This window comes from Aliiglaciecola lipolytica, from assembly GCF_018860635.1.
Lineage (GTDB): Bacteria > Pseudomonadota > Gammaproteobacteria > Enterobacterales > Alteromonadaceae > Aliiglaciecola > Aliiglaciecola lipolytica_A.
The window spans coordinates 212,946-228,788 of the sequence record NZ_JAHKPT010000004.1; the positions used below are offsets into that span (position 1 = coordinate 212,946).

Annotated in this window: 12 protein-coding genes; 7 read left to right on the forward strand and 5 right to left on the reverse strand. The window is 39.1% G+C overall.

The annotated features are described in order from the left end of the window. Positions 1-362 precede the first annotated feature (362 nt). From KO530_RS01230 to KO530_RS01250, 5 genes are all read right to left on the reverse strand, one after another. Entirely contained in the window at positions 363-1,010 is a 648-nt protein-coding gene (locus tag KO530_RS01230; RefSeq protein ID WP_216046563.1) for a response regulator transcription factor, read from the reverse strand. Further along, positions 1,010-2,320, reverse strand: a complete 1,311-nt coding sequence (locus KO530_RS01235; protein ID WP_216046564.1) for a sensor histidine kinase — start codon at positions 2,318-2,320, stop codon at positions 1,010-1,012. Before KO530_RS01235 ends, KO530_RS01230 begins: the two co-directional genes overlap by 1 nt. 371 nt (positions 2,321-2,691) lie before the next feature. Beyond that, positions 2,692-4,857, reverse strand: a complete 2,166-nt coding sequence (locus KO530_RS01240; RefSeq protein WP_216046565.1) for a TonB-dependent receptor family protein — start codon at positions 4,855-4,857, stop codon at positions 2,692-2,694. Between the two features lie 280 nt (positions 4,858-5,137). Continuing rightward, a complete protein-coding gene (gene yfbR, locus KO530_RS01245) occupies positions 5,138-5,740 on the reverse strand; it encodes a 5'-deoxynucleotidase (protein WP_216046566.1) in 603 nt (200 codons plus the stop codon). A 215-nt stretch (positions 5,741-5,955) separates the two neighbouring features. Next, on the reverse strand, positions 5,956-7,173 hold the full coding sequence (locus KO530_RS01250) for a pyridoxal phosphate-dependent aminotransferase (RefSeq protein ID WP_216046567.1): 1,218 nt from the start codon (positions 7,171-7,173) through the stop codon (positions 5,956-5,958). Between the two features lie 188 nt (positions 7,174-7,361). Between KO530_RS01250 and KO530_RS01255 the strand changes: the two genes are divergently transcribed. The 7 genes from KO530_RS01255 to KO530_RS01285 all read left to right on the forward strand — a co-directional run bounded on the left by KO530_RS01255 (position 7,362) and on the right by KO530_RS01285 (position 15,833). Beyond that, entirely contained in the window at positions 7,362-7,889 is a 528-nt protein-coding gene (locus KO530_RS01255; protein WP_216046568.1) for a hypothetical protein, read from the forward strand. Between the two features lie 222 nt (positions 7,890-8,111). After that, positions 8,112-8,906, forward strand: a complete 795-nt coding sequence (locus KO530_RS01260) for a DUF2189 domain-containing protein (RefSeq protein WP_216046569.1) — start codon at positions 8,112-8,114, stop codon at positions 8,904-8,906. Positions 8,907-9,241: 335 nt separating this feature from the next. Next, positions 9,242-10,435, forward strand: a complete 1,194-nt coding sequence (locus KO530_RS01265; RefSeq protein ID WP_216046570.1) for a thiamine pyrophosphate-dependent dehydrogenase E1 component subunit alpha — start codon at positions 9,242-9,244, stop codon at positions 10,433-10,435. After that, a complete protein-coding gene (locus KO530_RS01270; RefSeq protein ID WP_216046571.1) occupies positions 10,428-11,405 on the forward strand; it encodes an alpha-ketoacid dehydrogenase subunit beta in 978 nt (325 codons plus the stop codon). Before KO530_RS01265 ends, KO530_RS01270 begins: the two co-directional genes overlap by 8 nt. A gap of 13 nt (positions 11,406-11,418) precedes the next feature. Further along, positions 11,419-13,008, forward strand: a complete 1,590-nt coding sequence (locus tag KO530_RS01275) for a dihydrolipoyllysine-residue acetyltransferase (protein ID WP_216046572.1) — start codon at positions 11,419-11,421, stop codon at positions 13,006-13,008. A gap of 110 nt (positions 13,009-13,118) precedes the next feature. Next, positions 13,119-13,985: a 23S rRNA (adenine(2030)-N(6))-methyltransferase RlmJ gene (locus KO530_RS01280; protein WP_216046573.1), complete on the forward strand. Its 867-nt coding sequence runs from the start codon at positions 13,119-13,121 to the stop codon at positions 13,983-13,985. A 15-nt stretch (positions 13,986-14,000) separates the two neighbouring features. Further along, the gene (locus KO530_RS01285) at positions 14,001-15,833 is read left to right on the forward strand and encodes a protein kinase domain-containing protein (RefSeq protein ID WP_216046574.1); all 1,833 of its coding nucleotides are present in this window, start codon (positions 14,001-14,003) and stop codon (positions 15,831-15,833) included. The last annotated feature ends 10 nt before the right edge of the window (positions 15,834-15,843 follow it).

Sequence of the window (15,843 nt, forward strand, 5' to 3'; positions counted from 1 at the left end):
AATATCCTACTTATTTAATCCGTTTTGATACATCGAGTTTTCATTTTTGTTACTCAAACTCATGGTTTTATTGATTTACCCTGTTGAATGTCATCCGCAACCCTTCAGCCTTTTGTACACAGGTTATAAGATTAAATTAACCTATTTATACTACAAAGTCACTTGCCTGTTAGTTATAGGGCAGGGCAGAATTATTCTGTATTTACAGAGGTTGTTATGGATATAAAACGGATGAAAAACAACCGTATAAGCTGTTTATTTTTAACATAGTTGCATTTCAACTTGGCGATTGCTTAATACCTAGTCGTTAACCAGCATATTGATAGCGAAGTATTTAAGCTCATTTTCTCATTTCGTTGGATTTAAATAATATTATGAACCATGGCGATATTCGCCAGTTCTGCTGATGTGCTAGCATTCAGTTTGTTTTTAATTTGTGTATTGTAGTTACAAATTGTTTTGTAACTCAGACTAAGCTCATTGGCAACGTTGTGAGCGTTTAAACCTTTAGATAACAGCCTGAAAACATCAAATTCTCTTGGCGAAAGGAGATTAAGTTTATGTTTGGTCTTTTTCGGTCCATTGAAGCGTATTTCAGTATTGTTGGGTAACAAGCCTTTTTCTATATATTCCTTACCACTTGCAATAACCGCAACCGCTTCAGCTAAGACTTCTGCAGCACTGTTTTTAGTGACGTAACCTTTTGCTCCTGCATCTAATGCGCGCTCTACATAAATCTTCTCATCATGAATGCTGTACACTAAAATGAGCGCACCGTGATAACATTTGCATAACCGACGTATGGTTTCAAGACCACCAATTCCAGGCATCGATAAATCCATAACAACCACATCAGGTTTAAAACGCCGATATTCTTTGGTTGCTAATTCACCACGTTCAATATCAACAATATCACCGATAAAATCTTGCGAGGCGAGTAACATTCTAAATCCAGCCCTCACGACCATATGATCATCTACTAACAAGACCTTCAATTTATTTGTTTGCATTACTTGTCTTCCCAATAAGGCAGTTCCACTGTGACTTTTACACCATAGTTTTCGATGGACTCAATATGGAATTGGCCACCTAGGTTTTCAGCCCGTTCGCGCATACCTAATAAACCAAACCCGGCTGGATTGAATTGTTTACCTTGACCATCATCCGTTACTGTAATTTTTACCTGATCAGCGTCTTTGTTGATAAGAACCTCTACTTTTGACGCGTTTGCATGACGCACAACGTTAGTTAGACATTCTTGGACTATTCGATAAACATGGATCGCAATTTCATCACTTAAGCTTTCCAATGACGGGTCGTATTCAAGATCAAAGCATAATGTTTCATTTCGTCGCTGCCATTCGGTGACCAATTCCGACAAGGTTGCGCCTAAACCAAGCTCTGACAAACTAAGAGGGTGAAGCGTTTTCATCATTGAGCGAACAACAACAGATAAATGGTCACAAATTTTAATAATAGAATCGGTAATCGCCTTTACATCGGTTTTCGGTTGTTGGCATGTTACGGCCATCGCTTTGATTGCTGTTAAAGATTGGCCCATTTCATCATGTAATTCGCGAGACATATTTTGTCGTTCAGTTTCCTGAATCTTCATGCTGTGCAGGGCTAACGCTTGATTATTTGTTTGTGCGTTTTTTAACGCCCGACTCATACCGTTAATTTCCATTGCAATGGTATTAAATTCACTAATTTTAAAATGCGGTAATTGCAAATCAAAATGGCCAGTTTCAACTTGACGTAAGCCAGATAGAATCGCTTTAACGGCTTTTAGCATGGAGTTAAAAACGAGGTTTACGGTTAAGAATATTACCGATAGCATCAGTGCTATTGAGCCGAAAAATACTTTCGTTTCTCCCCAGGCTTCGTTAATTTCATCCATAGGATCAGCGGTAATGAAAATCGTTTCTACTGATCCATCTGCAATTTCCATATCGTAATTATGAGTTAGGAAATCCGCCATTACAGACTTAATAAACCAGCGTGGAGCCGCATTTTCTTCTGGATTTTGATAATGGCTTTCACCCTTGACGGTTGAGCGTTTGGTGTTTTCAATGGATATATTCAGGTGCCTCGCTGGCTGCATAGTGGCAATTTTCTCAAACCAAGCATGCTTTTGTTCGCTTCCGGAAGACAGATGGTCAAACCCAAATTCAATCATTTGGACGGCTAGGTTAATCGATGAGCGAACTTCTTTTTCAACAGAGACTCTAGCTTGCCATACCGCAATAATAATACTGAAAATTAAAATCACTATGACTGAGGCAATAATTCTAAAGTTGATAAGAGCGCGCATACTCATTTTGTAGAATTCCAATATCCGTCTCTTGATTCTGTACTTTTGATCATACTCATCTCAGGCACCATAGGCATTGTTCCTTGGGTTCAAATTTCTCATACTTTGGAACTAAGGGGGAAAAGTGGGGTAAGATTGGTTTTGAGTTGTTAAAGGGAGATTTATTTTAGCTATTGCAATACTTAGCTTTCTTATAATCGAGGCCAGTATGAGGTTTATAGGTAGCCAATAAAGTGTAGGAGTCTTAGGGATTTATCGGTGTGCTGATTATTGGATGTTTGTGCTTCTTTTTAAAAAATTTAAAGATGAACAAGTACTGAGTGGTAAACCGCACTTGTTCATCCTTTTGAGTTTGCTTCGAGTAGCAATTAAACCGCTTAAAAATTAAAGGTAATACCTCCAAAGAACAAACGTTCACGACCTGCTAACTTGCCCTCATTTCGGCTGACTAAATAAGTTTTATCAAACACATTTTCGATGCTAGCAAATAACGTTACTTGGGTATCTGGAATATAGTAGTTCACGGTTGCATTCCAAATTGTGTAGCTTGATATTGTCCCCTCAATGCCATTGGCACTTTCTTCTTGGGTGTTTTCATCATCTACAAATTGCTCTCCCACATACTGAACGCCAATCCTTGCATCAATGCCACTGGCATGTTCATAACCAAAATCAAGATTGATCAATTGCTTAGGAGCATACTGCATTCGATTGCCATCATTATCTGGGTCAGAAGCCTTGATGTATTTAGCTGTCCATAAATTAGTATAAGCGCCAGACAAATAGACATTATTTGTTTGCCCATAAATGTCAGCAAAGTTAATCCGACCAGCTAGTTCAATACCTTGCTGTTCGCTTTCGCCACTGTTATCAAATGTTGCGCCATTATCAACGATAGTATTTTCAATATCGTTATGGAAGATTGCGCCAGAAAACATCACCCCTTTTGCGTAATTTGACCTCATACCGACTTCATATAAGGTACTTTCTTCTGGTACGGCGCGTGCTCCAGAAGCATCAAGATCGCGATCTGCTCGAGCTGGTGATATGCCTTTGTGAACGCCTGCAAAAACGGTTGTGTTATTTATGCCATTCCAAGCGATACTTAAGCTTGGCAGGAACTTAGTATAATCGTCAGATACGCTATTAGTGGAGAAATCGTCACTGTCTCTGGTTCTTACATCTTCAAAGCGAAAACCAGCTGTAACAGACCAATTATCGATATAGGTGGTATTTTGCGCATAATAAGACACTGCGTATCCGTCGAAACGCTCCCCTTCGAGATCGTCGCCTTCGACTAAGGCTAATTGGTAATCCAAGCGCTGTGCAGTTGTGGTTGCATATACTTGTTGACGATGTATTTCTTCCTTATGAAAACGTACCCCAACAATCACATCATTTTCAAGGTTGAATAGGTTATGTGCAAAGTCAGCGCGACTTTCTGCGCCCCAAGTAAAATACTGACGGGGAGCATGACGACCGCCGCATAAATTAATATCAGAGTTAGCAATATCGGAAACCGTTATATTACCGTCGCCGTTGGTATCACCTATAGCATCACAATTACGTAGCCGAGACTCCCAAACTCCGTCAACCTCTCTGCCGCTATTCGAACCCCGAAGACCATTACGAAAAATATCGCTGTAGTAAGCCTGAGAGCTCAAGGTGAGCTTGTTATTAACCTCAAATGTATGGGTGAGTTGTACAATGTCACGGTCTTGTTGCCATTTGTCTAGCTCCGCCGTAGGGTGATCGTAAGGGTCGTTTGCATATTCATCGCGAGTGAGATAGTTTTCCGTTTGATTGCGACGATCTTTTGTGTGAACTACCTTGAGCCCTATTTTTTGCTTATCGGTAATGTTGTATTCGCCCTTAAATCGATAGTCTTTGATGTCGTAGTCACTGTTGTAAAAAATACCATCACCTTTAGTTTGTGCCAGTTCAAACATAAGGCCACCTTTGTCGTTTCCATAACCAACACTTCCATGTAAACCTTGGAAATTTTGATTACCGAAACGAGATGTAAAGCTACCTTGAATTTCACCATTTCTTGGCACCGCTTTGGTCACAAAATTGACTGCTCCGGCTAATGTTTGAGGTCCATATAAAATCTGACCAGCACCTTTTACAACTTCTACTCGAGTAACCGATGTTGAAGGCGTAGCATAGTGATTCACCGGATCCGTGTAGGGAGCTAACTGAAGAGGCATACCATCTTCCATCACCATCGCTTTCGCACTGCGCCGTGGGTTTTGTCCTCGGATACCGATATTTAAATCAAAACTCATACTGCCATCTGCGACAACCATTATGCCTGGCAGTGCTCTTAACTGCTCATTTACCGAAATTGGACGACGAGCCTGTAAATAGTCCTCTCCAAGAATATCAAAAGAGCCGGCAACAGCTTCAAGCCTTGATGGCAAAATACCATTAACCGTTAGCTTTTCAATGTCCGCAATGTTATCTACAGCTTGAGTGGGGTATGAGGCCAGTAATAACGATGACAGTATCGCCGTACTGATTAGCGTTGGTTTCAGAGTCATGCTTTTTATTCACTTTTATTTAACAAAAAACATATGCTATACATCGCTAAATGAACTTCATATAGGAAAAATTCCTGTTCCACAGTACAACGCAAAAATTGACTCTTTTTGACATTAGCTAAGGTGTAGTTAGGGCTCAGAAGTAGGCTAACAAAATAATAGTCAAAGACGTTATTTCTTTGAGCTAAGCGCAACGGATGGGGAGAACGTATCTTTTGAGTGACTCAATAAACTGTGAATTAAGCCACTTAAAGATTAAATTTTGTGAGCGAAGCGTTGTTTATAGCTGGGTTTCAGACAACTTATCTAGGGTTGTAGTGCAACTGTCCAAAAATATTTCTACAAAACATTCAACTTCAGGCATGGTAACGATAAGTTCTTGTATGGTTTTATCTAGTTTGTCTTTAACGTGTAAAAATTCATCGTTATGAAAACGTAGCTCATTCATAGTTTTCACATAGGCTTGTAAAATATCAGCCGCTTTTACAATGGCTTTATATTCAGGATCAACTTCAGACTGCACTAACAAAGGTTTCATTTCGCTGCGTAAATCTTCAGGTAACGTTGACAAACATTCTTTTTCAGCTAGGTCTTCGAGCATTTTAAATGCTTTAGTGAATTCAGGGTTATGGTACTTTGTATTGGTGTTGATATCTTGCAGCTTGGTTTCTGAAACTTCGTGATACAAGGCTAAAGTAGCGGCTCTTTCTGGATTTAACTTGCCATTAAAGCGCTTATTTTTAATCACTGTTAACAAATGCGCAATCACGGCCACTTGATGACAGTGCTCAGATACATTTTCTGATTGAAAGCAATGCATTAACGCCCAACGCTCTAGTAATGGCATTCTAATTATCCATGCCATAAATGTACTTTGGTTCATAATAACGACCTTTGATTTTACCAAGTAATAAATGAGTTTTTGATGAAGGAATAGGCTTAGATCCACCTATTTACGAAAACAATTAGCAGTTAGGGTAAATGATACATCGAAGTGTTGAACTTTTCTGCTATTTGTATTGCAAACTACATTATTAATGTAAGTGTTTTAAAAATGAGAGTGTAGATAATTACACTCTCATTTGAAGTTGTGCTTAATTACACTTGCTTGTAGTAAGAGAAGAAATTACCAATACGATTAATGGCCGTTTCCAGTTCATCTTTATGGGGTAGAAAAACCAACCTAAAGTAGCAACCATCTTTAAAGTTGAATGCTTTTCCGTGTACTAACAGGATCTTTTCTTTGGTTAATAGATCCAAGATCATTTGTTCATCGTTAGTAATATTAAATTTTTCGGCATCAACTTTGGCGAAACAGTACATTGCACCTTTTGGTACTACGCAACTGATACCATCAATGTCATTTAACATTTTAGTGGCAATATCTCGCTGTATTTTTAAGCGACCGCCATCAACAATTAAATCATTAATACTTTGGTATCCACCAAGTGCAGTTTGAATCGCATACTGACAGGGGACATTGGCACACATTCGCATTGAAGCGAGCATGTTAATTCCATCAATATAGTTTTTAGCGATCAATTTATTTCCGCTAACCAGCAACCAACCGGCTCTAAAACCAGCAATTCGATAATTTTTCGAAAGACCACTTAACGTAATAAAAAACAAATCGTCAGCCATTGCAGCAATACAATTATGTTCGGCGTCGTCGTATAAGATTTTGTCATATATCTCATCACTGAAAACAACCAAATTAAATTCTCTTGCTAATTCAATGATGTCCTGCAAAACCGCCTTGCTATATACCGCACCGGTAGGGTTATTTGGATTAATAAGCACAATTGCTTTGGTATTGGCGGTGACCTTACTGCGAATATCGTCAATATCTGGAAACCAACCGGCTTGTTCATCACATTTATAATGTACTGGGGTACCAGAGGATAAACTAACAGCCGCGGTCCACAATGGATAATCTGGGCTTGGAATCAGCACTTCATCACCATTGTTCAACAAAGCTTGCATTGCCATTACGATTAATTCGCTGACGCCATTTCCAATGAAGACGTCATCAACCGAGATATTTTTAATGTTCTTTTGCTGGTAATACTGCATCACGGCTACACGAGCTGCGTATATGCCACTGGCGTCAGAATACCCTTGCGCGGTAGGCAAATTATGAATAACGTCTTTTAGAATATCTTCTGGGGCTGCAAATCCAAATGGGGCAGGGTTACCTATATTAAGTTTGAGGATCCTATGCCCCTCGTCTTCCATTTTTTTAGCGGCATCCAGGATCGGTCCTCGAATGTCGTAACACACACCCTCTAATTTGTTGGATTTATTAATTATTTTCATGAATGCCCATACCTTGATTTGATAACACAGAATAATACAGCCTGGGGGTTGGTGTTAAGAGGGATTTAATAATTTTTTTTATATAAGACTCATGTTTTTTGCATAACATCTGTTTACAAACTAATTGTTGTCTTATTTTTTAAGATCTAGCACTCTGAAATTGCAGTTCATTATAGGAATACACCATTATGCCTGTTCCATTAATTTGGTTAGGGGCTGGAATAGCAGCTCTGTACGCTGGTGACAAAGTTCATCGAGCAAATAAAATTAAACGCCAGTACGTGAAACATTACCCTGGAGAAGAGCAATCCTTCGTTCACCTTCAAGACGGCGCTATTGTGTGTTGTGGGATATTTGGTGTGTTTGAACATACCGGAATTTGGGTTGATGGCAATATTATTGAATTAAAAGGGAATGGCTTAATACGCGGTATCTCACCGCAACGTTTCTTAACTAAAAGAAGTGGTGAATGTATTTATGTGGTTTGTAACGATTTAGGAGAGGCGCTAATCTCACCACATGCCGCAAAAACTGCCGTTTCGAAATTGTACAATTATAGCGACTACGATTTGATCAAAAATAATTGCCATCGTTTTGTTTGGAGGTGTGTTTCTAATTCAGAAGAATTAATCACCAGTTTTTCTGATCTCAACAATGCACTTTTTGGTTATTTTAATTCCTCACTGAGTTGGCGTCCTGCCGATTTTAATCGCTAAGCATTTCGACTCCCAATCGAATATTATTTGAATAATGTTACAAATATGTTAATTGTAGCTATATTCATAGAGGACATCTTAAACCTTGGGAAATTATCTAGGTGAACAATATTTCAGCGGATAAATGGCAAACTTCCCTTGCTTGCTTATACTTATTGATATGTCCAATTTGAATTATAGATGTGTTTCCAACCGAATCGATTTAAAATTTTGGAGTTAAGTATGTCACAGCATTTCCAAGAAGAACCTCACAATGCAATAACAGATAGTAATATTGCACGAGTTATTCCTTGTAATGAATTAGCGTTTTCAGATCCATTTAAATGGCTTGCATTAGGATTTAGAGATCTGTTACGAGCACCTATTTTAACCGTTTTCTTTGGTGTGTTCTTTGCACTAATTCCTTGGCTAATTACTTATTTAGTTGCACTCACAGGTTGGCACTTGGTTATTTTGCCAGCGATGGTTTGTTTTATGTTGATAGGGCCTTTTTTGGCAGCAGGCCTGTATGATATCAGTTGGGAATTTGGTAAAGGTCATAAGCCCACTTTATGGCACGCCGTAAAAGCGGTGAAACGCAATGCAGTTAATGAATGGGGATTTGGTATATTGTTAATGGTGTTGATGATATTTTGGTTACGCGTAGCCTCAATGATCCACGCACTGTACCCTTCATACCTAGGAGATAACTTAGAAGAGTTATTACCATTCTTAGTATTGGGGACCTGCGTAGGGGCCGTTTTCACTGGCATCGTATTTTTACTCAGCGCTTTTACACAACCTATATTGATGGAACGTAAAGTAGATTTGGCTACTGCGGTATTAACTACTGTAAATGCTGTTTGGTTAAACAAAGGTCCAATGTTTGTTTGGGCGATGATTATATTTGTCGCGGTGGTAATTGGCTTTCTCACAGGGTTTGTTGGATTCGTATTGTTAATGCCGCTAATTGGTTATGCTACTTGGCATGGCTACATAGAAACAATACAAACTAAACGCGAGCGTAAGTTTGAGTAACTGCACTAGTTTTAAAAGGGTCTAATTTTTAGACCCTTTTTTTCCGATTTTATTTAATCTTCCTGCAAATTTGAACAAGCATACAACTGCATCGTCATATCCCTGATTGAATCATCTTTTTATTGGTTAAATCCTACTTTGTTAGGCAAATAAACTAGATATGGTTAGGTAAATTCACAATTAGGATAAACATCCTAATTGTATTGGGCTTATTAGAATACTTCTGTACTTTGTGCAATTTCTGCAATTCATTTTCGCAACACATCTCCGCTATTTGTGAACTAGAATTAACATATTGATAACAGTTTATTTAACTCTTAAAAATAGGTTTTTAGATGAAAGACAGAAATCATCTTTCCGATATTGGGATGGTCCATAACGTGGAAATGATCACCAACGGTTTAGTCGATATTCCCATGCTGCAGTTATTATCGCCCGAAGGCAAGGTTCACAACCACGAGGAGTGCGCTGAGTTAAACCAAGAAGTGTCACAAAGAATCCTAAAAACGATGCACTATATTAGGATTCTAGATGAACGCATGATTGCCGCACAACGACAAGGCAGGATCAGCTTTTATTTGGCCTGTACAGGTGAAGAAGCTGCCACAATAGGCAGTGCCGCAGCGTTAGAGCCGCAAGATATGATCATGTCTCAATACCGTGAACAAGGTTCATTAGCGTATCGCGGATATACGACTAAGCAGTTTATGGATCAAATGTTTAGTAATCAAAAAGACCCAAACAAAGGTCGTCAAATGCCTATTCACTATGGGGATAAAACATTAAATTTCATGACTATATCATCTCCATTAGGAACTCAAATTCCACAAGCATCAGGCTATTCATACGGTCAAAAAATGGCTGGGTTGGATGCCTTAACTATTTGCTATTTTGGTGAAGGTGCCGCCTCTGAGGGAGATTTTCATGCAGGTCTGAATATGGCCGCAGTGTTAAATTGTCCGGTTATTTTCTTATGTCGGAATAATGGCTACGCCATCTCTACACCAGCAGAAGAACAATTTGCTGGAGATGGTATTGCTTCTCGCGGAATAGGCTACGGTATTCGCACGATTAGAGTTGACGGCAATGATGTTTTAGCTGTTTATGCCGCCACAAAAAAAGCCAGAGAAGTTGCTTTAAAAGAAAAATGTCCGGTATTAATTGAAGCCATGACGTATCGACTAGCAGCCCATTCAACTTCTGATGATCCTACCGGATATCGTTCCAAAGAAGAGGAAGCCAAGTGGAAACTAAAAGATCCTATTTTACGGTTTGAAAAGTGGATGAAAAGTAAAGGATGGTTTGATGAACAAGCAATCAAAGACTTCGCTAGCGAGTCTCGTCAAGAAGTTTTGCAAACCTTAAAACAAGTAGAAAAAGAACCGATTAATAGCATAGAGGATATTATTGAGGATGTTTATGACACGCCACCATGGCATTTAAAAGAACAACTGCAACTACTCAAACAACATATTCGTCAGTACCCAGATGCCTATCCGAAGACTTCAGGGAGAATGAAAAATGACTAAAATGAACATGTTACAAGCCGTTAATAATGCATTAATAACGGCAATGGAAGCAGATAAAACGGCGATGGTATTTGGCGAGGACGTCGGTCATTTTGGAGGCGTTTTTAGAGCAACCAGCAACTTACAAGAAAAGTTCGGTAAGCAGCGCTGTTTTAATACACCGTTGACCGAGCAAGGGATAATAGGGTTCGCCAACGGCTTAGCATCACAAGGTTCAACTGCAATAGCAGAGATTCAATTTGCCGATTATATTTTTCCAGCTTTTGATCAAATCGTAAATGAAACCTCCAAGTTTAGATATCGTTCTGGCGGTCAATTTACCTGCGGTAGTTTAACGATTAGAACGCCATACGGTGGTGGGATTGCTGGTGGCCATTATCATTCACAATCTCCAGAAGCTTTTTTCGCACATATCCCTGGAATGAAAATAGTGATTCCTCGCAATCCATATCAAGCTAAAGGCTTGTTATTGGCCTCAATTAGAGACGACAATCCAGTGTTGTTTATGGAGCCTAAACGCCTTTATCGAGCGTCTGTGGGCGAGGTACCAGAGGAAGATTACGAATTAACGCTAGGCAAAGCAGAACTTGTCAAAAATGGCACCGATATAACCTTACTTGCGTGGGGCGCGCAAGTGGAAATACTGCAAAAATCAGCTGAGATGGCTGAAAATGACGGTATCTCCTGTGAAATTATCGATCTACGCAGCATATTGCCCTGGGATGTAGAAACCGTATGCGAGTCAGTGGTGAAAACCGGACGTTTGTTAATTAACCATGAAGCTCCACAAACAGGCGGCTTTGCCAGTGAAATTGCAGCCACAGTGCAAGATAAATGTTTCTTAAATCTTGAATCACCTATAGCTCGAGTATGTGGCTTAGATACACCTTATCCGTTGTCACACGAAAAGGAATACATGCCAGATCATTTAAAAACCTACGAAGCCATTAAGCGCTCAGTCAATTATTAATCAGGAGAACAACATGAATGACTTTATATTGCCTGATATTGGCGAAGGAATTGTAGAATGTGAACTTCTTGAATGGTTGGTAAGCGAAGGTGATCTGATAGAGGAAGATCAGCCTGTTGCTGAGGTCATGACTGACAAGGCAACCGTGCAGATCCCAGCAATGCATTCTGGCAAAGTCACTAAGCTGTATTACAAAGCTGGTGACATAGCAAAAGTCCATGAACCACTATTCGCTTTAGATGGTGGTTCCGAGAGTGGACAAGGCAAAATACAAAGTGATAGTGAACAACAGCACAAAAGTGAGGAATTGATTCAGCCAGCACATGCTTCAAGCAAACAAGAGCAAGGGATCCAGACACAATCTACTGAAGCGATTGATTTTATCTTACCTGACATAGGTGAAGGTATTGTTGAATGTGAAATCGTAAAATGGCTTGTTCAAGAAGGTGATACGGTTGCAGAAGATCAAGCTGTGGTTGAAGTGATGACGGATAAGGCACTTGTGGAAATTCCCGCCAAATATTCCGGTGTCATAAGTCAGTTATATTATCAACAAGGGGAGATAGCAAAAGTCCATAGCCCATTGTATTCTCTTGTGACTTCTGAAGGTTCTCAAGCTAGTCAGCCTAGATCGGTAAATAGCAATAAAATTTCAGAACCACAAAGCACTACGCCTGAAGTTGGCCAAACCACGTCAGCAAAACGTAAAGCCTTAGCTAGTCCCGCTGTTAGGCGTTTAGCTAGAGAAAATAGTTTAGATATTACCTGCGTATTAGGAAGCGGTAAAAAAGGTCGCGTTTTGAAAGATGATATAACCGCCCATCTAAACAAAAATAATCAACCACAAACTTTACAAAATGCGGTTACCAATGAGGATGCAGCATTACAAGACAGCCACGAGAATAAGGTTGAAACCATTCGCGGAATTAAAGCGATAATGGCTAAACAAATGACAGACTCTGTGTTCAGTATTCCGCACTTTAGTGTGAGTGACGAGATCGAAATGGATAACTTAATGAAGGTACGTAGCGACCTTAAACAGGAGTTTGAGAATAAAGGCACTAAGTTAAGTTTAATGCCATTTTTCATTAAATCTTTGTCTTTGGCTTTAAAACAGTTCCCAATCATAAATAGCCAAGTGAACCAACAATGCACTGAAATTAATTATTTCAAACAACACAATATTGGTATTGCTGTTGATTCCAAATTAGGCTTGCTTGTTCCCAATATCAAGGGAGTTGAAAACCTTTCATTGTTTGAAATTGCGCAAGAAGTCGAACGATTAGTAGGACTTGCAAGGCAAGGTAAACTTTCTAGTAACGATTTAAAAGGCGGTACAATTAGTATTTCCAATGTGGGAGTGATTGGTGGCACTACAGCGACACCAGTAATTAATAAGCCTGAGAGTGCAATTGTTGCCCTCGGAAAGATTCAACGACTACCTCGTTTTGATCTAAATGATAAGGTAATTCCGGTCAATATAATGCATATAAGTTGGTCTGGAGATCACCGCATAATTGACGGCGCAACTATGCTTAAGTTTAGTAATTTGTGGAAATCTTATCTCGAAAACCCAATAAGTATGCTGACTGACTTAAGTTAGGTTGTAGGGTGCCATATAATTTTTATCTGGCACCTCTTGGTTAAACGTTGGTGAGTCTGGCTTATTTGGGTATCATTAGCTGATGTTCAGTTATATAAGTAGCCATTCAAATGTTAAGTTATCGTCATAGTTTTCATGCAGGTAATCATGCTGATGTGTTAAAGCATATTACCCAGATGTTGATCATCAAAAAGCTTAAAATCAAAGCTAAGCCCGCAGTCTACATTGATACTCACAGTGGTGCGGGTTTGTATGAACTGCAAGGACTAGAGGCGCAAAAAACCAAAGAATTTTTAACTGGCATAACCGCTATGCAAGCATACCAGTCAGAACAACAATATATAGCGGAATATCAACAACTTACACATGATTTTATTGAAAATAATCAGTATCCAGGATCGCCCCTGATTGCTGCTAATATGCTTCGTGAGCAGGATAAAATAGTATGCATGGAGTTGCACAATACGGAGATAGACAATTTACGCCATAATTTGGCGGATTTTGGATCTTTAGCAAAGGTTGGTGTACATCACAGAGATGGTTATGAAGGACTATTAGCAATATTGCCACCGATTCCTGCAAGGGGATTAGTCCTAATAGACCCATCGTACGAAGTCGCTGACGAATATCAACAGGTTGTGATGACACTCGCTAAAGCCATTAAGAAATGGTCGGTTGGCATTTTTGCAATTTGGTATCCACTTTTATCTAGTCGTGCAGGTCAAAAGGCGGGATTAAGTGAAAAAATGATCAGTGAAATCGCTGCCCTTGATTGTAAAAGCGTGCTCAATGTAGCAATGCATGTTACTGAAAATGAAGGTGATGCGGGTATGTATGGGTCTGGTTTAATTATCGTTAATGCTCCATGGCAACTGGATACTGATCTAGAGAATGTTTTACCTGAATTAGTCGCGCATCTTGGCGGTGATGATGCACATGGCAAAGCTTACGTAGAATGGTTGAAAAAGCCTGACTAACTAAGGCCATCTAAAATGACTGTAGCTGATCTAAAACATTTTTATATTCCTGATGAACAATCTATTTATCTTTTGTCTCACAAAGATGCACAAAAGTTAAAAGATTGGATAAAACTGTGTAAAGAGCAGCTCGAGTTATTGGGCTACAGTGAAATAGAGCTAATTGGGAAAGGTGCTTTTGGCTTTGCTTTTGCGGGCAAAGATCCACGTCAGAATCAATTAGTGTTTAAGTTTTCTCGGATCAATCTTCCTCAACATGTGCAAGAGCAATTGGAAGATGAAGCTTATATGTTAAGTCAGGTAGAGCACCCCTTCGTACCATCACTAATCGAATTTCAACGGATTAAAAAACAAGCCATTTTGGTAATGGAAAGAGCCAAGGGCGTTGATTTAGAAGTATATTCACTGCAAAAAGGACCTTTATCGGCGAGGCTAATTACAAAAATCGCAGCACAACTTTGTGACATCTTAATTTTTTTACGACAACACCAAGAGCAAGGTATCACTAAACCTATTGTGCACGGCGATATTAAACCTTCCAATATTGTGTTCGACGAGCAAACTGAATCAATTGGCTTAATCGATTGGGGATCCAGTGTTTTTGCGCAAATGGATCACCAAGGCCAATATATCGCTAACAATGTTATGGATTTAATGTCGAGTGATTTGCAACAAACCAATGCTCGCCTTGGGGACGTTTATTTCATCGGAGATGAACAATTAAATGGTGAATTATCCAGTCCCAGATTCGATGAACAAGGGCTGGCAAGTACCTTATATGCATTAGCGTCAGGTCAGTCAAGCCGCTTCGGTAGACACATTATAAAACCAAATTCCCTCGGCTTACCCAAGGAATTATCTGAAGTGCTTAGCGCGATGTTAAGTGAAGATCCTAAACAACGTAAATTGGGTGGCGACTATTTTATTAAAAACATGAAATTCATGAAAAATATTGTCTTTTGTGAAACAGACGTCGAAGATCATGTTGCACTTATTCCTACTTGGAGTTTTGCCAAGAAAAAAGAAATTGATACGGTAGTTTACAGTTCTAGACGCTCATTCTTAAAACTAGAAAATAACGACATTACTTCCGACCTACATTATGTAAATGACGCTCAGTTTGAACGTTATTATAAAAACTACATGCAAGGTATGGGAGAGACAGAAAAAGCATTTATATCTGCGGTGGGTAGATTAGGTAAATATCCCGTTGTTGGCGGATTAGTAGTTAGGTGGCTGCCAGAAGGGGTTTATATTGATTCTAGTTTGAATCTTTTTAATCCAACATTAAAACGTTCATTTGATGTTTCTGTGAACAATGTCGTTACTTTAGCAAGAGCGATTCATAGAGTAGGGGTGTTTAAAAGCTGTATGTTTAATGCGCGAGATACCTTACACATTGAACGGGAAGACGAAAACTTACCCTACCAACCCAATATCCATATGCAAATACCTTACGAATTGAGCCAAACATCCATTACAGAAGATCAGAGTCGTAACCATTCTTATTTTGAAGATGGCGAAGATCCTGATGAGTTATTAGCCCTTCCTGACAATATGATGGTAATTATTCGGCAATTAAATAGTATTCATCATACCGGTTGCATTATATTTGAAGCTTTACCTACACATCTTAAAATTCATAGTTATTACACATTACTGGATCACAGTATGGAGAGTGAATTTAAGGCATTATTAAATAAAATTATCGACTTAGTTTCAGAAATTAAAGGGTTGGGGATTTCAGGATTTATGAAATTGCCGTATAAAGACACTCGTTACTTTGAACATGCTTCGGGTTTACCAGAGAAGTTTCATCCAAAAAAATTAAAAACAAATAAGCGCTAAAAATATACGG

Excerpts from the sequence above, each read along its gene's own strand:
- KO530_RS01275 (WP_216046572.1), top strand. The coding sequence starts at position 11,419 with ATGAATGACTTTATATTGCCTGATATTGGCGAAGGAATTGTAGAATGT.
- KO530_RS01235 (WP_216046564.1), bottom strand. The coding sequence starts at position 2,320 with ATGAGTATGCGCGCTCTTATCAACTTTAGAATTATTGCCTCAGTCATA.
- KO530_RS01265 (WP_216046570.1), top strand. The coding sequence starts at position 9,242 with ATGAAAGACAGAAATCATCTTTCCGATATTGGGATGGTCCATAACGTG.
- KO530_RS01285 (WP_216046574.1), top strand. The coding sequence starts at position 14,001 with ATGACTGTAGCTGATCTAAAACATTTTTATATTCCTGATGAACAATCT.
- KO530_RS01280 (WP_216046573.1), top strand. The coding sequence starts at position 13,119 with ATGTTAAGTTATCGTCATAGTTTTCATGCAGGTAATCATGCTGATGTG.
- KO530_RS01240 (WP_216046565.1), bottom strand. The coding sequence starts at position 4,857 with ATGACTCTGAAACCAACGCTAATCAGTACGGCGATACTGTCATCGTTA.
- yfbR (WP_216046566.1), bottom strand. The coding sequence starts at position 5,740 with ATGAACCAAAGTACATTTATGGCATGGATAATTAGAATGCCATTACTA.
- KO530_RS01270 (WP_216046571.1), top strand. The coding sequence starts at position 10,428 with ATGACTAAAATGAACATGTTACAAGCCGTTAATAATGCATTAATAACG.
- KO530_RS01260 (WP_216046569.1), top strand. The coding sequence starts at position 8,112 with ATGTCACAGCATTTCCAAGAAGAACCTCACAATGCAATAACAGATAGT.
- KO530_RS01255 (WP_216046568.1), top strand. The coding sequence starts at position 7,362 with ATGCCTGTTCCATTAATTTGGTTAGGGGCTGGAATAGCAGCTCTGTAC.
- KO530_RS01250 (WP_216046567.1), bottom strand. The coding sequence starts at position 7,173 with ATGAAAATAATTAATAAATCCAACAAATTAGAGGGTGTGTGTTACGAC.
- KO530_RS01230 (WP_216046563.1), bottom strand. The coding sequence starts at position 1,010 with ATGCAAACAAATAAATTGAAGGTCTTGTTAGTAGATGATCATATGGTC.